This is a genomic window from Arthrobacter sp. 10T44 (assembly GCF_056393885.1).
Genome location: NZ_JBFTGT010000005.1, coordinates 89,362 through 109,357 on the forward strand (window position 1 = coordinate 89,362; position 19,996 = coordinate 109,357).

The following is a 19,996-nucleotide window of genomic DNA, read 5'->3' on the forward strand; positions in this document are numbered from 1 at the left end:
CCGCGGACCGGAACGGGAGACACGGGTTGTGAGAGAAGCTAGCACCGGACTGCTCGTCGAGCTGGATCCGGAAAGCAATGTCACGGACCTGCTGCTGGAGCAGCACGCCAAGGATCCGGTGCATGCGCTCTATGCCCGCAAGGGCCCCGCCGGCTGGACAGACATTCCGGCCCAGCAGTTCCTGGACCAGGTCACGGCCCTGGCCAAGGGGCTGATCGCCGGCGGACTTACCCCGGGCGAGACGGTCGCGGTCATGTCCGCCACCCGGTACGAATGGACCGTGGTGGACTTCGCCATCTGGTTCGCCGGCGGCGTCACCGTCCCCATCTATGAGACCTCCTCCGCCAGCCAGGTCGAGTGGATCCTGCACGACTCCGGCGCCCGCCGCGTCTTCGTCGAAAACGCGGCGAAGGCCACGCTGGTACAGGGCGTGCTGGACGGCTCGGAGCTGCTGGCGGGCCGGGTGCTCGGCGTGGTCCGGATGGACTACGACGGCGCGGCGCCGAACCTCGCCAGCCTGGCTGCCGCCGGCACCGGCGTCAGCGACGCAGAGCTGGAGCGGCAGCGCTCGGCGGCCGGCCTCGCCGATGTGGCATCCCTGGTCTACACTTCCGGCACCACGGGCCGGCCCAAGGGCTGCGAAATCACGCACGGCAACTTTGCCCTCGTCGCGAAGAACATCGTCCTGTTCCTGCCGGAGATCCTGCTGCAGCCCCCCACCCGGACGCTGATGTTCCTCCCGCTGGCCCACGTCCTGGCCCGCGCCGTGCAGGTGATCTGCCTCAGTGCCGGGACCACGCTGGGCCACACCTCCAATGCCAAGGAACTGCTGGAGGACCTCGGCACGTTCCAGCCCACCTTCCTCCTCGTGGTGCCCCGGATCTTTGAGAAGGTCTATGCCGGCGCCGCGCACAAAGCGGCGCTGGCCGGCAAGGACCGCCTCTTCGAGGCGGCCGCCGCCGTCGCCGTCGACTACTCAAAGGCGCTCGACGCCGCCGCCCGCGGTGAGGGCGCCGGGCCCGGCTGGCTCCTACGCGCCAAGCACGGCGTCTTCGACCGGGTGCTGTACCCGAAACTGCGGCAGGCGTTCGGCGGCCGCCTCGGCTACACCGTCTCCGGGGCCAGCCCGCTCAGTTCCCACGATGCGCACTTCTTCCGCGGCGCCGGCGTCCCTGTCCTCGAAGGCTACGGCCTGACCGAAACGACGGCGCCGTGCACTGCCAACACCCCGACCCGCACCAAAGTGGGGACCGTGGGCATCCCGGTGCCCGGCACCACCATCAGGATCGCCGACGACGGCGAGATCCTGGTCAAGGGCATCGGTGTCTTCAAGGGGTACCACGCCAACGAGGCGGCCAACGCCGAAGCGTTCGTCGACGGGTTTTTCCGCACCGGCGACCTCGGCTCCCTGGACGCCGACGGTTTCCTGACCATCACGGGGCGGAAGAAGGACCTGCTGGTCACCGCGGGCGGAAAGAACGTGGCACCCGGACCGCTGGAGGAAAAGATCCGCGAGCACCAACTGGTGGCGCAGGCAGTGGTGGTCGGTGACGGGCGGCCGTTTGTGTCAGCCCTGGTCAACCTGGACCCGGAGGGCCTGGAGAACTGGTGTGCCGCGCAGCGCATCCCCGTCATGGGCGCCACGGAGGCGGCGGCCAACGACCAGGTCCGGGCCGCCATCCAGGCCGCCGTCGACGACGCCAACGCCTTGGTGTCCAAGGCGGAGTCGATCCGCACCTTCGTGGTGCTTGACGCCGATTTCACGGTCGAGTCCGGGCACCTCACGCCGTCACTGAAGCTCAAGCGCTCCGCCGTTGTGCGTGATTTCCAGGCCCACATCGACCGGATCTACGGCTAGGGACGCGGCGCCCGGCAGCGGCGCACGCAAAAGCGGCCGGCACTCTCGTGCCGGCCGCTTTTTGTCTCTCCGGGTCTGTGGGTCTCCGGGTCTCCAGGCTTAGGAGGCGCCCTCGCGGCGGGCGGCTGCCGCTTCGTTGCTGCCGGCGTCGGTTCCGGCGTCTGCGTCGCGGCCGGCCGGGCCGTCGACGGCGCCGTTCCGGCTGCGCTTGAAGCGGCGGCCCTTGAGCTCGGCCGGGTCCGCGGCGACGTCCCCGGCGTCCTCGGCGGCGGAGGCATTCCGGACCCGGGGTGGCAGTCCGCGGCGTTTGCGGGTCGGCCAGGTGAGGATCAGCGTGAGCAGGGCTGCGAGCAGGACGAGGGCACCGATCACGATCCCGGCGTCAACCCAGAATTGGCCCGGGAACAGCCGGATCAGGGTGTCCTGAAGGGAGAAGGTCCAGGTGCCGTTGGCGAAGAAGACGCGGTGGAACTCGGTGAAGAACTGCTCCCAGCCCAGCACCGCGAGTACGCCCAGGCCGACGATGATCACGAGCGTGACAATGGAACCTGCGAACAGGCCGCGGCGCACTCCCCCGGTGCTGCGCCGGCGCAGGTACAGGATGGCAACCAGGCTGAGCACCACCAGCAAGGCACCGGCTCCGAAGGCGGAGAGGATGACAAGCTTGACGTCGGCCATGTGGCTGACTTCGCCGTCCTTGAAAAGCGGCTCGCCGGAGCGGTTCACGAGCTCGCCGAGGTAGCGCGGGCCGGACCAGTTGCTCAGGTAGTCGACAGCGTAGGAGCCGTACGTCATCCGGTCGTCGGTGTTGAAGCCGTAGCCGTCCCCCGGGAAGCCCGGGCGGTTGTATTCCACCCAGAGGAACAGCGGGCTGGTCACGGCGCGGACGGCCAGGACCAGCAGGATCACCGGGTAGCAGACCGCGAGCAGGACCTGCATCACCCGGGGGGCGACCGGCTTGGCGTTGGCGGCATGTTCGCGCTCGGCGTTGCGGCGTTCTACCTCTTCGCGCGGCGGCCGGACCTGCAGGGCCGAGGTGGGCAGCGACTCGTTGAATTCTTCGGTCCCGGCAGCGCCGGCCGCGGCGTCGTCGGCTGCCTTCCGTTCGGCGCGCCGGCCCTGGCGTTCACCGGCGGCCGGGGTTCCGGCCGGATCGACCGGAACCGGCGTCGCGGCCGTGCGCTCAGCGTCCGGCGCCGCGGCGGTGGGCTCAGCGTCCGGCGCCGCGGCGGTCCGCTCAGTCTCGGGAGCTCCGGACGCCGCGTCGGACCGCTTGCCCGCGCCGGCCGGCTTCATCCACTCGAAGGCAGGCTCGCCGGCGTCGTCGGCAGAATCCAGGTGCGGATCCTGCCGATTCGGAGGGGTGGGACTTTTTTCGGTCACTGCAGCTTCGCTTCCATAGGGTTCCGCGCCGCCGGGCCTTGGGCCGGCAACGCCACATATCTGACACCGAGCCTACCGTCAGGGCCTCAGCCCCGGCGAGGTGCCACCCCGTGGCCGGGCGGATTCAGGCGGAAATTTCGGCGTAACCGGCGTCCCCGCTGCCGAGGTCACCGGTGGCGCCGGAACGGTGCGCCCGCCCGCCAAACACCAGCACGTACGCCCAATAAGCGGCCAGGACGGCGGCGCCGATGGTGATCTTGGCCCACACCGGCAGATCGCTCGGCGTCACATAGCCTTCAACCACGCCCGAGACCAGCAGCACCAGGACCAGGCCGAGGGCCACGGTGATGAGCGAGCGGCCCTCGGCGGCGAGCGCCTGCGAGCGGCGGCGCGGCCCGGGCGCCACCACTGCCCAGAAGATCCGCAGCCCTGCCGCGCAGGCCACGAAGACCGCCGTCAGTTCCATCAGCCCGTGCGGGAGGATGTAGCTGAAGAACACGTCGAGCTTGCCGGCGCCGGCGAAGACCCCGGCGGCGACACCGACACCCTGGGCATTGCCGATCAGAATCATCGGGACCCAGAACCCGGTGATGCCCAGCGCCACGGCCTGAGCGGCGATCCAGGCGTTGTTGGTCCAGACCAGGCCGGCGAAGGACGCGGCGGGATTCTCCGAGTAGTAGTTGATGAAGTCCTGCTCCACGTAGCGGCGGACCTCGGCATCCGAGCCCAGGGCGCGCAGGGCCTCCGGGGAGTTGCCGATCCAGAGCGCATAGGCGGCGGCGATCAGGCAGAACGCGAGCCCGCACCAGGCGGTCAGCCAGCGGATCCGGTAGAGGGCGGCGGGCAGTGCGACGACGAAGAACTGGGCGAGGTCCTCCATGAAGTTGGATCTCGCGCCGGTGAAGCGGGTGCGGGCCTGAGCGAGGCTGGCGGACAGCGCGGCGGACAGCCCGCTCTCGGGGGCCACGGACCGCAGCAGCGAAAGGTCGGCCGATGCGCCCTGGTAGAGCCGCAACAGCTCGTCGGCGTCGGTCCCGCTGAGCCTGCGCTGGTGCGCCAGCGCGTGCAGCCGCGCCCATTTGTCCCCGTTCACCAGGGAGAACGCCTCGATGTCCACGGCACCACCCTAGCGCCCGCGAACGGGCAGTTGCGGCCCCACCACGGCGCGAACGGGCAGTTCCGGCCCCGGTTGCCCCGGAAAACGTGGCGGCAAAGGTCTGTCCGCGCTCAGGACCGGCACCTGACGATGGTTAGACTGTGCCTGACTGGCAGACGAGCGGGGGTCCGGGTTGAGTTCCATCATCACAGGCGAGGGCGTCGTCCTGGAGTTGCGGCCGGCGTCGTTCGCCGCCCGGGCGCTGGGCCTGCTGCTGGACGTCCTGGCACACACCGCCGTGCTCTGGGGCCTGCTGGTGGTAGTCGGCGCCGCCGCCCCCGAGCTGGATCGTGCCGCCATGGGCGCCCTGGTCACCGTCGTCGTCGTCTTCTGCTTCGTGGTGCTGCCCGTCACGGTGGAGACCCTCAGCCGCGGCCTGTCGCTGGGGAAGCTGGCCACCGGCCTGCGGATCGTGCGCGACGACGGCGGTGCGATCCGTTTCCGGCATGCCCTGATCCGGGGGCTGATAGGTTTCCTCGAGATTTACACGACGCTGGGCGGACTGGCGATCGCCGTCGCGCTCTTCAACGGGAAGTCCAAGCGGCTCGGTGACCTGGTGGCCGGCACCTATGCGTTGCGACGGCGGGTGCAGGCCGAAGCTCCCGTGCTGCACAGCGTGCCGTTCCACCTCCAGCCCTGGGTGTCGCTCGCGGACATTGGCCGGATTCCGGACGCCGCGGCCCGCCGCGCCTCGCTCTTCATCCGCCAGGCCCACCGCATGTCCCCCGGCTCCCGGGTGGCGATGGCGCAGTCGCTGGCCACCGAGCTAGCGGCGCACGTTGCTCCCCCGCCGCCGGCCGGAACCGGGCCGGAGGAATACCTGGCCGCGGTGCTGGGCGAGCGGAGCCGCCGCGAGCTGGACCGTCTGCGGCTCACCCGGGAACGCAACGCGCGCCTCGGCGCACGGCTTGGGCGGCTGCCGCACCAGCGGGCCCGCTGACCGTGGTCCGGCCGCGGGGCTCGGCGTTTGCCGGCCGCGCGGGCTCAGCGCTTGCCGTACTGGGCCCAGGGGATGTTCCAGTCACCGAAGCCTTCCAGCGGCTCCACCGGCGCCGCCCCCGTGTTCAGGGTCTGCACCACGTCGCCGGTCCTCATGTTGTTGAAGAACCACTGGGCGTCCGCCGGGAGCAGTCCAACACAACCGTGAGAGACGTTGAACCGGCCCACCGCGCCCCACGCGGACTCCAGTGCCTGGTGGACGTAGACGCCCGACGTCGTCAGCCGGTTGGCGTACTCGACGGTAAGCGGCGGGTAGTAGCCTTTGTCGCCGGGCTTGAGGCCGATGCTGCCGGCGTTGAATTTGGAGCGGCGTTCCTGCTCCATGATGACGGCGTAGCCGGAGGGCGATAGCCAGTCCTCGCCGCCGAGGGTGACCGGTGCGGTCTTGACCAGCCGGCCGTCGAAGTAGACCTTCATCGTCTTCGTGACGTCGTCCACGACGGCGAGCCGCTGCGGCCCCACTTTGTAGGACACCGGGACGTTCGAGTTGCCGACCATGCCGTTACCGAAGTCGACGCCGAACAGTTTCAGGTCCACGGTGATCCGGCTGTTGGCGGCCCAGAAGCGCTCCGGCCGGATCCGGACGCGCCGGTCCGAGTACCAGCGCCAGGCGACGGCCTGACCGGAGGAGACGGTAACCTTCACGGCCTTCTCCATGGCCGCCTTGTTGATGACCGGCTCGCTGAACACGATCTCAATGGGCTGCCCGGCGCCAATGGTGCTGCCGCCCCGCGGATAGACCGCGGCGTCGGCTTCGTTGGCCGTGGCGACGGTCGAGAAGCTTTGGACCTTCTTCGTCTCCCGGCCGGCCAGGTCCACGATCGTGAAGCTGTAGTGGTACCGGGTGTCGAACTCCAGGGGGTCCCCGGCGGTCCAGGTGGAGCCGTCCGCGCTGGTGGTGCCGGGGACCGGGGCGCCGCCGGGTTCGGGCCGCAGCACCACGTCCTTTATTACGCCGTTGACGGCTTTGACCGACGGCAGGGCGGCCGGGTTGACGTCCCGGGCGCCGTCGGTCGGCGTTACCCCGAGTTCAACGGCCTTCACGACAGGCGCAACCAGGCCCGAGACGTTGCGCATCGGCGACCCCGCTTCCGAGGGCAGGTCGCTGTCCGCCCAGACCGGGCCGGTGGCGACGCCGATTCCGCCGGCACAGATGGCGAGGCAGATCCCGGCTACTGCCAGCATCTTGCCGGTACTTCGACCGCTCTTGCCTTGCCTTACCGTCTTGGCCATCCCGCATCCCCCAACTGCAATTCCCCCATTGTGCAAATCCCCCGGCGCCTTGCCAGGCGCCCCGGCTCAGTTCGCGTACTTCGCCCAGGGGATGTTCCAGTCCCCGAAGCCGTCGTCGTACGCCGCATAGTCGCCGTCGGTGTTGACCACCTGGACCACGTCCCCGGTCGTCATGTTGTCGAAGACCCACTTGGCGCCGGCCGGTCCCAGGCCGACGCAGCCGTGCGAGAGGTTCACCTTGCCGATGTAGGGCATCGCGGAGGCCGTGGCCTGGTGGATGAACTCGCCGCTGGGGGTCAGTCGTGTGGCGTAATTGACGTCGAGCTGCCCGTAGTAGGCCGGGTCGCCCGGTTTGAGGCCGATGGTGCGGGCGTCCATGTGCTCCACCCGGTATTTCTCCATCAGCACCAGGTAGCCGCGCGCCGACGGGAACCGGGTGTCCCCCATGGTCGCGGGCCACCGCCCGACTTGCCGGTCGTTGATCGAGGCCGTGAAGGTGTGCGCCTTGGCATCCGCCACGGCGACCTTCTTGTCGCCAATGTGGACCGTGACCAACTTATTGAAGTTGCCGACCTGGCCCTTGCCCAGATTGACGCCAAAGAGCTTGATGTCCATGGTGATGGTGCTGTTGGCCGCCCAGAAATTCTGCGGCCGGTACCGGACCATGGTGTTGCTGAACCAGTGGAAGTCCCCGACCTGGCCCGAGGTGGAGCTGATCTTGATAGCCTTTTCGACGGCGGCGCGGTTCAGTACCGGCTCGCTGAAGGTGAGCTGGAGCGGCTGCGCGACCCCGACCTTCATGCCGTCCAGCGGATAGATGGCAGCGTCCGCCTCGTTGGCGGTGGTCACCGTGGTGAAGCTGCGGGTGTTCTCGGTCGATCGTCCCGCGCCGTCAACCACTGAGTAGCTGTAGCTGTAGCGGGTGTTGAATTCCAGCGGCCCGGTGGCGGCCCAGCTGGATCCGTCGGCGCTGAGCTTCCCGTCCACGGACTGGCCCGTCTCGCTTGTCAGCGCCGCCCGCTCAATCCGGCCGTTGCCCACCTTCAGGGTGACCGGGGCGGCCGGGTTGACCTGGACGGCGGCGTCGGCGGGCGCTACGGCGAGCTGGAGCGGGGGCACCACCGGGAAGGCCAGGCCTTGGGTCGATCGCTCCGGCGATCCTGCTTCGGAGGCAAAGGAGGCGTGCGCCAGGGGTCCTGCCGCGGCGAAGACTCCGCCGCCGGCTGCCAGGGCGCATACGGCTGCCAGCACGGCGGCTTTCCGGCCGGTGCTCCAGCTTTTCGGGGCGATCACAATACTCGGGTCCTTCCAGACGTTACCTTGAAAGCATATGTGAATTTCTGGTGCGGCCCGCCGTTGCCAGCGCCACGATACGGTCACAAAAGGGGCCCCGGACGCTAAGTCCAGGGCCCCTTTTGCTCGCAGTGTCGCGCTTAGTAGCGGTAGTGCTCCGGCTTGTACGGGCCGGCGACGTCGAGGTCCAGGTAGGCAGCCTGTTCCTTGGTCAGCTCGGTCAGTTGCACGCCGAGGGCGCCAAGGTGCAGCCGGGCCACCTTCTCATCGAGGATCTTCGGCAGCACGTAAACCTGCTTTTCGTACTTGCGCTCACCTTCCGGCTGGCCCGCCTTGGTGAACAGTTCGATCTGCGCGATGGTCTGGTTGGCGAAGGAGTTGCTCATCACGAAGGAGGGGTGCCCGGTCGCGTTGCCGAGGTTCAGCAGCCGGCCCTCGGACAGGACGATGATGGAGCGCTCTTCCGCGGTCCCGGCATCGAACACCCACTCGTGCACCTGCGGCTTGATCTCGACCTTCGTGATGCCGGGGATCCGGGCGAGCCCGGCCATGTCAATCTCGTTGTCGAAGTGGCCGATGTTGCCCACGATCGCCTTGTCGCGCATCCCGGCCATGTGCTCGGCCATGATGACGTCCTTGTTGCCCGTGGTGGTGATGAAGATGTGGCCTTCAGCCAGCACGCTCTCGAGCGTCGCCACCTGGTAGCCGTCCATCGCCGCCTGCAGCGCGCAGATCGGGTCGATTTCGGTGACGATAACGCGCGAGCCCTGGCCCCGGAACGCCTCCGCGGCGCCCTTGCCGACGTCGCCGTACCCGCATACGACGGCGACCTTGCCGCCCATCAGCACGTCGGTGGCGCGGTTGATGCCGTCCGGCAGCGAGTGGCGGATGCCGTACTTGTTGTCGAACTTGCTCTTGGTGACGGAGTCGTTGACGTTGATCGCCGGGAACAACAGCTTGCCCTGCTCGGCGAGCTGGTAGAGACGGTGGACGCCTGTGGTGGTCTCCTCGGTTACGCCGAGCAGGCGCGAGCCGATCCGGGTCCACTTCTGCGGGTCCTTCTGCAGCGAGGCGCGCAGCACCTCGAGGAAGACGCGGCCCTCCTCGGACTCATCGTCGCCTGCCGCCGGCACGGCGCCCAGGGCCTCGAATTCCGCGCCCTTGTGCACCAGCATGGTGGCGTCGCCGCCGTCGTCGAGGATCATGTTCGGTCCCAGGTCCGGGTTGCTGTCCGCACCGGGCCAGGTCAGGATCTGCTCGGCCGTCCACCAGTATTCCTCGAGCGTCTCGCCCTTCCAGGCGAACACCGGAACGCCCTGCGGGTCCTCGACGGTGCCCTGGCCGACCACGACGGCGGCTGCGGCCTCATTCTGGGTGGAGAAGATGTTGCAGGAAGCCCAGCGGACCTCGGCGCCGAGGGCGGTGAGGGTCTCGATCAGCACGGCCGTCTGCACCGTCATGTGCAGGGAGCCGGCGATCCGGGCACCCTTGAGTGGCTGGCTCGCGCCGAACTCCTCGCGCAGGGACATCAGCCCGGGCATCTCGTGCTCTGCGAGGCGGATCTGGTGCCGGCCGGCCTCGGCCAGCGAAATGTCGGCAATTTTATAGTCGAAAGTCATGGGGATCCTTTGGGGTAGCCGGAATATAGCTGGAGGGACTGCAAGTGGTTCGGCGCCGAGGCGCCCTCCGATGGGTCGGCGGCGCTTGTTCCGTCCGCCGCCCGCACCGGAGGACGGGGCTACTCTGCGGCGTGGCGGGGCGCGCCGTCGTGACGGCCGCCGTCGTGCTGATCGGAGGAGGCGGCGGTGGCCGCGGCCAGCAGCTCCGGCGGCAGCAGCAGCGGGATGCCGTCCTCGATCGTGTAGCGCAGCTTCTGCCCGTTCGAGTCGGGCGACGCGGCGACGAGCTCTTCGCCCTCCTGTACCAGGGCTGAGCCGGTCACGGGGCAGCGCAGGACAGACAACAGTTCGGGACTGATCAGTGGCATGGTGAAGGCTCCCTGGGGGCGACGCCGCTGGCGCCGGTGGCGTACGGAAATTTCAGTTCCCAGCCTACCGCCAGTTCGCGGCTCAGGAGGGTTCGCGCAGGACGCGCAGGTGCCCGCGGCGCGTACCGTCGGCGGCGGCCGGGGCTTCGAGGGCCGGATGCGCGGAACGCTGGCCCTGGGCGGGCTCTGCGGCTGCGGGCCGGGCGGCGGCCTCGCGGACCGCATGGGCAAGGGCCAGCAGGTCATCGGGCCCGGGACCGGCCGGAGTGGCCGGCATCGCGAGCCTCAGGACTTCCCAGCCCCGCGGCACGGTCAGGGTACCGGCGTGTTGTTCGCAAAGGTCGTAGCAGTGCGGCTCGGCGTAGGTGGCCAGCGGGCCGAGCACCGCGGTGGAGTCGGCATACACGTACGTCAAAGTAGCCACCGCCGAATTGCGGCAGGCTGACCTTGAACACTGACGAATTGCACCCACGACATCACAGACTACTCCCCCACCTGCCCGCTCCCGCGCATTGAAACGCCCGTCCGGCCCCGGGACGCCGCGCCCAGGGCGGCCGACGGCGTCGGGCGGGCTCCGACGGCGGGTCGCGGCGGCCGCCATATCGCAGAAATCAGGCGCCGGGTTTAGAGTCAAGATATGCAGTCATCGCACCATGATCCCGGCTTTACGGTCCGGTTGGCTGACCCCGGCGACGGCGGCGCCGCCAAGGGGAAGAGCTTCCGGCAACGCCGCAGGAACCGGCACGGCCGCGGCCTGCGCGGCGAGCTGATGCTCCCGACGCTGCCCGGCTACCGGACACGTTCGGACCGCTTCGATGACTTTGTCCTGGATTCGGCCCAGCGCCTGCACGATATCTGGGGCAAGCCGCTGGACGGGGTCCGTTTTGCGGTCGAGGAAATCCCGCCCGGACTCGAGAAGCTCGTAGCCGACGGCACCCCGGCGCCGATGGGCTCCTACACACCGGCGACGGCGGAGGAGGGCCCCGTGATCACGCTTTACCGGAGGGTTGTCGAGCAGGCCTGCGGCAGCCGCGACGAACTCCAGGACCTCGTGCATGACGTGGTGGTGGAGCGTACCGCGGAGATGCTCGGCGTCCCGCCCGAGTCGCTGGACCCGGTGTACCGCCGCCGCTATTAGGCCGCCGTTGCTGGGCGCCGGCCGTCGCGGTTAATACCCGAGGGTGACCGGGATCTGTTCCTGGCCGGCCGCCCCGGGGAGAACCGGGATGCTGGCGATGTCGGACCTGCCGCCCTGCTGCAGCATGACGGCCCCGTAGGCCGCATCCCCCGCCGCCGAGACCAGGTACCCCACCAGCGGCGAGCCACCCACGTCCCCGGGAATTCTGACGGAGGCGGTGGTTCCGCCGGCAATGTCCATTGTGGCCGCGGCCCGGACCTTGCCGTCGGCAGTGATCGGCGTGTACGAGATCTTGGCGCGGCCTTCCGGCGCGCCGAACATCAGGAACCGCTCGCCCGTCCGGGGCACCGGAACGACGTGCTGGCTTCCGAGCCTCGCCGAAGACGGCGCCCAGGCCAAATCGGCGGCTTCCTCGGCCTTGAGCCCACGGGTGACCCGGGCCGCGGCGGCGAAGGAAACGTCCGAGCTGGCCGCCACCGTGTAGTGCCCCGCCGGGACGCCCGCGAGGGAGACCTCGGTGACGGCGCCCGACTTGGCGGTGACTACGCCGCCGCCGGGCAGGGCCTTTTGGCCGTCGCGCCCGAATAGTTTCACTTCCACCACGGCGTCCGCGGCGCCGGGGACGGTGATCTGCAGGGCAGGTTTGGCGTCGGCAAAGCCGGTTTTGGCGGCCAGCGCCGCCAGGGCGTCCGGGTTCTGGATATCAATGCCGGAGATGACCTGGCGGGTCGCGGGGGCCGTTCCCGGCGAAATGAAATCCACCCCGCCGGGGGTCAGCCCGCGCAGCACGCTTTGCTGGATGACGGCTGCGACGGGGCCGCCGGTGCTGCGCACCCGCACGCTCAGCTGGTCCTGCCCGGGCGCCAGGCCGGCCAGGATGATGGACCGGGTGCTGCCCGGCGCGACCAGCAGCCCGCGGCTGCCGGGGGCCTGGATGGGGCCTTTGGCGCCGAAGAGATCCAGGCTGACGGTAGCCGGCGTCCCGGAGGCGTTGCTGAGGTTCAGCACGGCGGTCCGGCCGAGGGCGGTGTTCGCCCCGACCAGCCACAGGTCGTTGGCCGGACGCTGGCAGGCGGCGGCAGCCGTGCCGCGCAGATCCCCGTCCGTGGCCGTGTAGCTCATCACGGCCCCGGCAGAGGGCTGCTGGTTTCCCTGGGCATCCGCGCTGAGCACACTGACGGCGTCGACAGCGCGCTGCGGCACCACGCCGGCCCGCAGCGCCGAAGGGGCGCCCGGGGCGGGGCTTACGGCCGGCCCCGCGGTGGCAGGGGTGGCCTTGGCAAGTTCCACCAGCCGGCTGCCGGCCAGCGCGGCGAGCCGGCTTCCGGGAAGTGCGCCGGTGCTGGAACTGATGACGACGGCGCTGACCGCGCTCTTGGCGGTCGCCGATTCCGGGCTGAACTGCGGGTCGGTGCCGACGGGCGTGCCTTCGAGCAGCCGTGCAGGTCCGGGGCAGATGCCCACGCTGCTGCCGGCCGGAACCGCGGCCAGCGGCGCCTCCAGCGTCCGGCTGCCGGTGACCTGCGGGGTGAGTGCGGCTGCCGCGACCAGCCCGCCGCCGGCGGCGACGAGCACTGCGGCGGAGAGAACTCCGCCGACGGCCCCCGAGAAGCTCTTCAGCCGGGCCAACGCGTTAACCCCGGTGTGGGCCGTGTCCGGCTGGGCGCCGCGTGCGCTTCTGTCCCGCCGGCTCCCAACCGCCGGTGTCTGGGGCTGCTTGGCCGGTTCGGGCCGTTCCGGAGGCGTTGGGGCCCCATGGTTGTCATGCATGCTGATGTTCCTTACGCAGGGAGCCTTCGTCCCTGGAGAGCCCAGTGTTCGGGCGGCGGGCAGGCATCGGGATGGCCAGCAGGATTGTCAGGCCGATCACGACGGCCTGGACGATTCCGGTCCAGAGGGCCCACGGGTTTTCGTAGCGGATGCTGAGCTGGCCGCCCTGGGCCGGCAGGGTAAACGCCTGCGCCCAGTCGGCGGTGGTGGCGGTCAGGCGCCGGCCATCGAGCCAGGCGCTCCAGCCCGGATCGGCGCGGTCGGCGAGGACCACCAGCCGGCCTTCGGGCCCGGCAGGCACGGCCGCGTCGGCGGCGACCACCCCTGCGGGCAGCAGCCCGACGGTGGTGCCGGCAGCGTTGACGACGCGCACGCGGTGCGCGACGTCGGCGGCCTTGGCAGCCGTCTCGTTCAGCGGGCTGATCCGCCACAACCAGCCGACGTCGGTCTGGCCGACGGCCACGAGGCCGGGAACGGCGTCCATCCGGCTGGCCGTCAGTTCCGCCGAGCTGTCGCTGGCCTCCAGGACGACGAACCCGACGCCGAGCTGCTCGAGCTGCCGGCGGGGGTCCACGCCCTGGCCGGCGGCAATCGTGGCGACCACGCTGCGCAGGGAAGCCGCGACGGCGTCGTCGTCCCGGACCGTTTCCTTGCCCGGCTCGCCCATCACCTGACGGGCGGAGGCCACGGCGGACAGCTCGTCCAGCCTGGTACCGTCGCCCCGCATGAGCGCGGCCGCGAACGTCCCGTCCTCCTTGGCGGAGAGGACCAGGGTCCGGGTCTGTTCCGGTCCCTCGCCGCGGTCGATGGCCGTCGCCGGGAGCGTGCGGGCCTTGCTGGCCTGGACCAGCCGGCGGGTGCCGAGCGCACCATTGCCATGGTCAGCGTTGGTGTCCGCATCCGCCCCCGCGATGCTGCCGGCGGCGGCATCTGACGCGTCCCCGCCCGGGGCGGCCGCGGCGGCCGGAGGCGGGTCGGACTGCAGCACGTTGTGCGCGGCCCACGCGGCGAGCCCGGCCAGGGGCCCGGCGAGCAGGAGCACCGTTGCGGCGACGGCGGTGCCCCGGATGAGGATTTTGCGAACCAAAAACGCCCGGCCCGGTGCGGCCGTAGCGGTCGCGTCTGCGGCGTCGAGGACGGCTTCGGCGCCGAGCAGCGCCGCACCCAGCAGCGCGAACGCCGCCGCCGATACCGTCGGCCCGGTGAAAGGGGAGACCAGAACGTCGGCGCTGGCGCCGGTGGCGACGTGCCCGGCCAGCCAGCCGCCCGCCAGCATCAGCACGGCGGCGGCCCAGAAACTGCGGGCCAGCCGCGGCCGCCGGCCCGTGCCACGCCGGCCCGGGAGGAACAGCGCGGTGAGGGCCAGCAGCAGGAGGGGCAGGCCGAGCAGCAGTGCCAGCAGCAGCGCCCACGGCACGGCCCCCGGCCCGAAGACCGTCAGTCCGGCCAGGCCGGCGCCGGACTCGAACCGCAGCGGCTGCCCCAGCGCCTGCTGCCAGAGCGGCGCGGCATCGAAGCCCAGCGGCAGGCCCGGGTCGGCCAGCAGGGCCCGCGGCCGGTCCAGGGCAGAGAGGGCAAAGGGAAGGAACAGGGCAAGGCTGGGAAGCAGCGACCACCAGACGGTCCGCCCACGGCCTCGCAGCAGCACGCCGCACAGTATGACGACGGTGAAGGAGGGCAGCAGCAGCGAGGGCGCCGCCGCGGTAACGACTGCCAGCGCCAGTCCCGCCGCGGCCGCCGCGGTCCAGGACGGCGTGCCGTTGATTCCGGGCTTGACGGGAGGCGCCTCGGTGAAGCGCCGCTCGCCCGGCGCGGGGACGGCGTAGCGTCCGCGGCCCGGGACGGAGCCGGTGGCGCGGAGCAGGGCCAGGATTAGCAACGGCATCATCACGTGCGCAATGAGCGCACCGAGGCGGCCCTGGTTGAGTGCCACCTGGAGGGCGGGAGCGCCGGCCCAGATGAGCGCGGCAACAAGACGCAGCCTGCGCCGGCGCGTCAGGGCGCCGGCGGCGAACCAGGCCCCCAGCGCGGACAACGGCATGGCCAGCACCAGCAGCCAGGCCACTGCGCCGTTGGTGTTGCCGGCGCCAAGGACGCCCAGCCCCCAGAGCACGTAGCCGAACGGGTCGCCGTGGCCCGGCAGGCCGGCACCGAGGGCAATCCACCAGCCAGAGGCATGGTTCCAGATGTCGCCGAGGCGGGCCGAGACCGGGATCAGCGCCCCGCCGGTGACGGCGTCGGCGCGGAACAGGCTCAGCAGGCCAATCAGGGAGGCTGCGGCGGTGAGCAGCAGCGCCAGCAGGGCGCCGTTTCCCGCCCAGCCGCGCCCGGTGGTGTCCAGGGCGGCGAAGTCGTCGGCGGAATCGCCGCTGGGCTGTTCGGCCAGCGGGTCGTGCCTGGACGACGCCTCGGTATCGTCGGATCCGAGCGCCTCCATCAGCGAACGCCGGTGCGCCCAGACCTCGCGCCGCGGCGTCAGCAGCCCCTTGATGACGGAGCGGCGGATGCGCCGTGTGCGGGCCGCGTTGCGCCGGCCGCGGTACACGGCCGCGGGCCTCCCGAGGGCGCCAAGGGTTGCCAGCAGCTGGGAGAATCCGTGGCCGGGGTCCTTGACGGCGATGCTGAGGACAAGTTTGAAGAGGCTGCCCAGCAGGGCGCCGACGGCGTGCAGCGGAACCTTCCAGGCCGAGGCGTGCTTGAGCCGCAGGTGGACCTGGGCCTTGCGGGCCGCCGTCGCGTTGCCCTGGGCGTGCGGCCGGTGCGACACGTGGAAGATCCGGGCGCTCGGGACCACCACTACGCGGTGGCCGGCGAGCCGGTTGCGCCAGCAGAAGTCGACGTCGTCGCCGCTGCCCGGAAGGGCAGGGTCGAAGCCGCGGAGCTCCTCCCAGACGTCGCGGCGCACCAGCATGCCGGCCGAGTTGACGGCGAAGGTGTCGCTGCGGCCGTCGTACTGGCCCTGGTCGAGTTCGTCGGCTTCGATGAGCGTCAGGCGCTCGGCCCAGCGGCTGGTGGAAAGTCCGACGTCGATCAGCCGTCGGCCAGCGTGCCAGTCCAGCTGCTTGCAGCCGGCCACGGTGACCGATGGCGCCCGCTCCACGGCGTGCAGGAGCTCGGCGAGGGCCTCGGGAGCCGGCGCGGCGTCGTCGTGCAGCAACCAGATCCATTCGGAGGCGGCGTGCCCGGCGTCCCCGCGCCAGGGCGCGAGCGCCTTCAGTCCGGCCTGGACGGCACCGCCCATACCGGTCCTGGCCTGGTCGAAGACGGTGACGCTGGCTTTGCCGAGCGCCTGCTCAAGCAGTGCCGCCGAGTGGTCGCGTGATCCGGTGTCGATCCCGATGGCTGCATCCGCTGGACGGGTCTGCGCCGCCAATGCCGCCAGGGTCCTGGGGAGATAGTCACCGCCGTTGTGGGCTACCACAACGGCGGTGACTCGTACTTCTTGAAGAATTAGACTGCCCGCTTCCTAAGCCGGCGGCGTTCCCGCTCGGAGAGGCCGCCCCAGATGCCGAAGCGCTCGTCGTTGGACAAGGCGTACTCCAGGCACTGTGAGCGTACATTGCATGCACCGCACACCTTCTTGGCGTCGCGGGTGGAGCCTCCCTTTTCAGGGAAGAAGGCCTCCGGGTCGGTCTGCGCGCAGAGTGCGTCTGTCTGCCATCCGAGCTCGCCTTCGTCATCGAAGTCCTGCCGGGACGGCAGCCCGATCCACACCGGCTGGGCGGTGGTTCCGGAGTGCAGGGTCTGCAGTTCCATTGGCGGGTCGAGCGGATCATTGTCCTGCTCCGGATTCCCCGCCAGAAGTGCTTCATGGGCTGCGAGGAAGGCCGTGGCCTGGTCCTGCAGCGAATCCTGGGTGTGTTCGTTGTACCGCTCCGCGGCGTCCGGATCGGCCGGGTCGACGTACCAGTCACTCGGCACCCCGCGTGAACGGTATTTTGCCGTCGCCTGGCCGGCGACAACTTCATCTTCATGGATACGCTCTGCAAGCCCCATTGGCGTTCCCTCTCTGATTTTGCAGCCTTTGCCTGACCCTCGGACACTCGGTTGTGTGCCGCCTGATGCGCATTGGCTTTCGATACCTAATTACACGCGTGTAAGTATCCGGGAGTCAAGCCGCAGCGGAGATAATAATCAATTCCCGTCAGAATGCCGGGGCACGCCACGCCCGGGAGTTTTCGCGCTCCGTCCGCCCGCTGGCAAGGAATTGACAGCCTGCTGACCACTTTCTTGTGCTTTTTCTGCGATTCTCCTGCGTTCACGCTGATTTTCCGGCGCCGCCCTCCACCGCCCTGCCACCCTCCGGGACGGGTCACCGTTCCGGCTGTGACCGATATCACGCCCGCGCCGCCGTGGCAAGATGAGGGCATGAGCATCCCGGCAATCGAACTGATGACAGCCCTGCGATCCGGCCAGTCGACCTCGCCCCGGTTGACTTGGTACGGGCCCGACGCCGAACGCGTGGAACTCTCCGGCCGGGTGCTGGACAACTGGGTGGCCAAGACCAGCAATCTCTTGCAGGACGAGCTGGACGCTGAGCCGGGAACGCGGTTGAGACTGGATCTGCCGGCGCACTGGAAATCCGTGGTGCTCGCGCTGGCCGCCTGGCAGCTCGGCATGGAAGTGGTGCTCGACGCCGTGGAAGCCGAGCTGCTCGCCACCGCGGAGCCGGGGCCGGCGGCCGCGGAAGGTGCGTTCGACGCCGTCGTGGCGGTCGCGCTGCCGGCGCTGGCGATGCGCTGGCTGGGCGAGTTGCCTTCCGGCGTCGTGGACTACGCCGCCGAGGTGCGCTCCCATGGCGACTTCTTCATGCCGCACGTGGACCCGGAAGCCGGCCGCCGGGCCGTGCAGGGTGCTGCGGGCGGGGCGTACAGCCACGCCGAGCTGCTGCAGGGTTTTGCCGCCCCGGCGAAGGGCCCGGCGGCGGAGTCCGCGGAGGGCGGGGAGCGGTTGCTGGTCCGGGCCGCCGAGGGCCTCGAATCGGTCCTGGCGCAGTCCCTCGGGGCGTGGCAGCGCGATGGTTCCGTGGTGCTGGTGCACCCGGACGTTGCGGTGACCGACCGGCTGCTCAGTGACGAGCGCGTCAGCCGGAGCTGACCCGGGCCGGCCTTGTCAGCGGAGGGACCGGATCAGCGGTGGTCGGGTTCGGCTCCGGGAACGTCCGGGTCCTGGAGGCCCTGCCCGGGAACCCTGACGGCGTCCTGGCCGTGCGGGTGCCGTTCGATGATTTCGTGGTCGTGCGAGAACTCCGGCTCGTCGTCGAGTTCCTTGTTGAAAACCAGGAAGCGGTAGGCGAAGAACCGCACCACCGTGGCGACGAGGATGCCGACGATGCCGGCGGAGAAAAGCATGTTCTTGTCCGTGATGCCCATGCCGTACTTGGCGAGGGCGGTGAGGCCGGTGGAGATGCCGATGCCAATGCCGTTGATGAGGACGAACATGGCGAATTCACGCAGTACGTTTTCCTGGCGCCGGTGGCGGAAGGTCCAGAAGCGGTTCGCGATCCAGGAGAAGATCGTGGCGACGGTTGCGCCGACGAAGCGGGCCTTCGCCTCGCTGTCGGACATGGCGCCGTGCATCAGGTAGTACGTCAGGCCGTTGTCGATGATGAAGGCGACACCGCCGACGGCGCCGAACTTGGCCACTTCGCGCCAGAAGAGCGAGGCAAGCCCACGCGCACGATCTGCAAGTGTGTTAATCATGACCCTCCATGGCCGTTTGAATCTGGTGGAATCTGGCGGCCACATGGCCAACGGCCCATTTTAGCGCCGTTTCCCGGGTGTTCGCCCCCCCGGCCGGCCCCAATCCGCGGCGGCGCCCGGCAAACCGCGCCAAAAATGCCGCTTTTTAGAGGGCTGTTTGGGAGGCCCGGGCGTGCGAAGGCCGGTTCCGCGCAGGTGTTCGGTAGGCTGGGAGATGTGACTTTTCCTGTAATCGGTGTGGTTGGCGGCGGCCAGCTTGCCCGCATGATGGCCCCTGCCGCGACCGCCCTCGGCTTCGAACTCCGTGTCCTCGCCGAGGCTGAGGACGTTTCCGCCGTCGCGGCCGTGGCCAAGGCCCCGGTCGGCGACTACACGGACCTTGACCACCTGCTGGAGTTCTCCCGCGGCCTGGACGTGCTGACCTTTGACCATGAGCATGTCCCCACCGGGCACCTGCGCGCCCTGATCGAGGCCGGCGTCAACGTCCACCCGGGCCCGGATGCCCTCGTCAGCGCCCAGGACAAGCTGGTGATGCGCGCAGCGATCGACCGGCTGGAGCTTCCCAACCCGCGCTGGGCCGCCGTGGCGGACGTGCAGGATCTGGTTGCCTTCGGGGACGACGCCGGCTGGCCGGTGGTGCTCAAGACGCCGCGGGGCGGCTACGACGGCAAGGGCGTGCGGATCGTCGCCTCCGCCGACGAAGCCGCGGACGCGGCCGACTGGTTCGAGGCGATGAGCCCGCTGCTGGCCGAGGCCAAGGTGGAGTTCAGCCGTGAACTCTCGGCCATGGTTGCGCGGACGCCCGACGGCGAATCCCGGGCCTGGCCAGTGGTCCACACCGTCCAGGTCGACGGCGTCTGCGACGAAGTCATCGCCCCCGCCCTGGACATCCCGCTGGAGGTCGCCGCCGCGGCCGAGGAGGCCGCCGTCCGGATCGCCAACGAGCTCGGCGTCACCGGCGTCATGGCCGTGGAGATGTTCGAAACCCCCGGGGTCGGCGCCGGCTTCCTGATCAATGAACTCGCCATGCGTCCGCACAACACCGGCCACTGGACGCAGGACGGCTCGGTCACAAGCCAGTTCGAACAGCACCTGCGCGCCATCCTGAACCTGCCGCTGGGAGCCACCGACCTGCTGGGACCTGTGGTGGTCATGAAGAATTTCCTCGGCGGCGCGAACCAGAACCTGTTCTCCGCCTACCCCGCGGCCCTCGCCAGTGAGCCGGCCGCCAAAGTCCACTGCTACGGCAAGGCCGTGCGGCCTGGCCGCAAAATCGGGCACGTCAATCTGGTCGGGGCCTCTGCCGCCGACGTCGACTCCGTCCGGCAGCGGGCCGCGACCGTCGCCAACATTATCCGGGACGGACGGGCGCATGCCGCCGCCCCGGGGAACCCCGAGGAGAACGCGTGAACGCCAGCACCGAAGCCCAAGACTCCGTTTCCCGGAACTCCGGCAACGGGGCCGCCCCGATTGTGGG

At 70.0% G+C, this 19,996-nt stretch carries 16 protein-coding genes; 5 read left to right on the forward strand and 11 right to left on the reverse strand.

Annotated elements, in window-relative coordinates; genetic code table 11:
* Positions 1-28 precede the first annotated feature (28 nt).
* Positions 29-1,858, forward strand: a complete 1,830-nt coding sequence (locus AC1DBL_RS10745) for an AMP-dependent synthetase/ligase (protein WP_476917580.1) — start codon at positions 29-31, stop codon at positions 1,856-1,858.
* Between the two features lie 99 nt (positions 1,859-1,957).
* Here the strand turns inward: AC1DBL_RS10745 and AC1DBL_RS10750 are convergent, their stop codons facing one another.
* Both AC1DBL_RS10750 and AC1DBL_RS10755 read right to left on the reverse strand, forming a co-directional pair.
* Entirely contained in the window at positions 1,958-3,241 is a 1,284-nt protein-coding gene (locus AC1DBL_RS10750) for a TIGR01906 family membrane protein (RefSeq protein ID WP_476926093.1), read from the reverse strand.
* 124 nt (positions 3,242-3,365) lie between these two features.
* A complete protein-coding gene (locus tag AC1DBL_RS10755) occupies positions 3,366-4,358 on the reverse strand; it encodes a stage II sporulation protein M (RefSeq protein ID WP_441418461.1) in 993 nt (330 codons plus the stop codon).
* 172 nt (positions 4,359-4,530) lie between these two features.
* Here AC1DBL_RS10755 and AC1DBL_RS10760 point away from each other — a divergent pair, with 172 nt between their 5' ends.
* Positions 4,531-5,337, forward strand: a complete 807-nt coding sequence (locus AC1DBL_RS10760; protein ID WP_441418462.1) for an RDD family protein — start codon at positions 4,531-4,533, stop codon at positions 5,335-5,337.
* Positions 5,338-5,381: 44 nt separating this feature from the next.
* Here the strand turns inward: AC1DBL_RS10760 and AC1DBL_RS10765 are convergent, their stop codons facing one another.
* The 5 genes from AC1DBL_RS10765 to AC1DBL_RS10785 form a co-directional block, all read right to left on the reverse strand.
* Positions 5,382-6,581: a L,D-transpeptidase gene (locus AC1DBL_RS10765; RefSeq protein WP_476926094.1), complete on the reverse strand. Its 1,200-nt coding sequence runs from the start codon at positions 6,579-6,581 to the stop codon at positions 5,382-5,384.
* A 114-nt stretch (positions 6,582-6,695) separates the two neighbouring features.
* Positions 6,696-7,922, reverse strand: a complete 1,227-nt coding sequence (locus tag AC1DBL_RS10770; protein WP_476893239.1) for a L,D-transpeptidase — start codon at positions 7,920-7,922, stop codon at positions 6,696-6,698.
* Positions 7,923-8,062: 140 nt separating this feature from the next.
* Positions 8,063-9,541, reverse strand: a complete 1,479-nt coding sequence (ahcY, locus tag AC1DBL_RS10775; RefSeq protein ID WP_476893240.1) for an adenosylhomocysteinase — start codon at positions 9,539-9,541, stop codon at positions 8,063-8,065.
* Between the two features lie 119 nt (positions 9,542-9,660).
* Positions 9,661-9,909 carry a Trm112 family protein gene (locus AC1DBL_RS10780; protein WP_441418465.1) on the reverse strand — a complete coding sequence of 83 codons (249 nt, stop codon included), beginning with the start codon at positions 9,907-9,909 and terminating at the stop codon, positions 9,661-9,663.
* Between the two features lie 82 nt (positions 9,910-9,991).
* Positions 9,992-10,381 carry a DUF3499 domain-containing protein gene (locus tag AC1DBL_RS10785; RefSeq protein ID WP_476893241.1) on the reverse strand — a complete coding sequence of 130 codons (390 nt, stop codon included), beginning with the start codon at positions 10,379-10,381 and terminating at the stop codon, positions 9,992-9,994.
* Positions 10,382-10,546: 165 nt separating this feature from the next.
* Here AC1DBL_RS10785 and AC1DBL_RS10790 point away from each other — a divergent pair, with 165 nt between their 5' ends.
* Positions 10,547-11,047, forward strand: a complete 501-nt coding sequence (locus AC1DBL_RS10790) for a metallopeptidase family protein (RefSeq protein WP_441418466.1) — start codon at positions 10,547-10,549, stop codon at positions 11,045-11,047.
* A 30-nt stretch (positions 11,048-11,077) separates the two neighbouring features.
* Here AC1DBL_RS10790 and AC1DBL_RS10795 read toward each other — a convergent pair whose 3' ends face one another.
* Genes AC1DBL_RS10795 through AC1DBL_RS10805 form a run of 3 tightly spaced genes read right to left on the reverse strand, consistent with a single transcriptional unit; the run spans position 11,078 to position 16,813 of the window.
* Positions 11,078-12,817, reverse strand: a complete 1,740-nt coding sequence (locus AC1DBL_RS10795) for a DUF5719 family protein (RefSeq protein WP_476926095.1) — start codon at positions 12,815-12,817, stop codon at positions 11,078-11,080.
* Complete coding sequence (locus AC1DBL_RS10800; protein WP_476917582.1) at positions 12,810-16,238, reverse strand: glycosyltransferase family 2 protein; 3,429 nt, start codon at positions 16,236-16,238, stop codon at positions 12,810-12,812. The genes AC1DBL_RS10795 and AC1DBL_RS10800 overlap by 8 nt, the downstream gene beginning before the upstream one ends.
* A 29-nt stretch (positions 16,239-16,267) precedes the next feature.
* Positions 16,268-16,813: a WhiB family transcriptional regulator gene (locus AC1DBL_RS10805; RefSeq protein ID WP_175322802.1), complete on the reverse strand. Its 546-nt coding sequence runs from the start codon at positions 16,811-16,813 to the stop codon at positions 16,268-16,270.
* Between the two features lie 372 nt (positions 16,814-17,185).
* On the opposite strand from AC1DBL_RS10805, the gene AC1DBL_RS10810 reads away from it, so the two are divergent.
* Positions 17,186-17,914, forward strand: coding sequence for a TIGR03089 family protein (locus tag AC1DBL_RS10810; protein WP_476917583.1), 729 nt, complete (start codon positions 17,186-17,188; stop codon positions 17,912-17,914).
* Positions 17,915-17,946: 32 nt separating this feature from the next.
* Here the strand turns inward: AC1DBL_RS10810 and AC1DBL_RS10815 are convergent, their stop codons facing one another.
* On the reverse strand, positions 17,947-18,519 hold the full coding sequence (locus AC1DBL_RS10815; RefSeq protein WP_476909348.1) for a GtrA family protein: 573 nt from the start codon (positions 18,517-18,519) through the stop codon (positions 17,947-17,949).
* A gap of 216 nt (positions 18,520-18,735) precedes the next feature.
* Between AC1DBL_RS10815 and AC1DBL_RS10820 the strand changes: the two genes are divergently transcribed.
* Complete coding sequence (locus AC1DBL_RS10820; RefSeq protein ID WP_476917584.1) at positions 18,736-19,929, forward strand: 5-(carboxyamino)imidazole ribonucleotide synthase; 1,194 nt, start codon at positions 18,736-18,738, stop codon at positions 19,927-19,929.
* Positions 19,930-19,996 lie beyond the last annotated feature (67 nt).

Bases quoted from the DNA above. Each gene is read 5' to 3' on its own strand.
- AC1DBL_RS10805 (WP_175322802.1), bottom strand. From the start codon at position 16,813: ATGGGGCTTGCAGAGCGTATCCATGAAGATGAAGTTGTCGCCGGCCAG.
- AC1DBL_RS10810 (WP_476917583.1), top strand. From the start codon at position 17,186: ATGAGCATCCCGGCAATCGAACTGATGACAGCCCTGCGATCCGGCCAG.
- AC1DBL_RS10795 (WP_476926095.1), bottom strand. From the start codon at position 12,817: ATGCATGACAACCATGGGGCCCCAACGCCTCCGGAACGGCCCGAACCG.
- AC1DBL_RS10780 (WP_441418465.1), bottom strand. From the start codon at position 9,909: ATGCCACTGATCAGTCCCGAACTGTTGTCTGTCCTGCGCTGCCCCGTG.
- AC1DBL_RS10815 (WP_476909348.1), bottom strand. From the start codon at position 18,519: ATGATTAACACACTTGCAGATCGTGCGCGTGGGCTTGCCTCGCTCTTC.
- AC1DBL_RS10765 (WP_476926094.1), bottom strand. From the start codon at position 6,581: ATGCTGGCAGTAGCCGGGATCTGCCTCGCCATCTGTGCCGGCGGAATC.
- AC1DBL_RS10790 (WP_441418466.1), top strand. From the start codon at position 10,547: ATGCAGTCATCGCACCATGATCCCGGCTTTACGGTCCGGTTGGCTGAC.
- ahcY (WP_476893240.1), bottom strand. From the start codon at position 9,541: ATGACTTTCGACTATAAAATTGCCGACATTTCGCTGGCCGAGGCCGGC.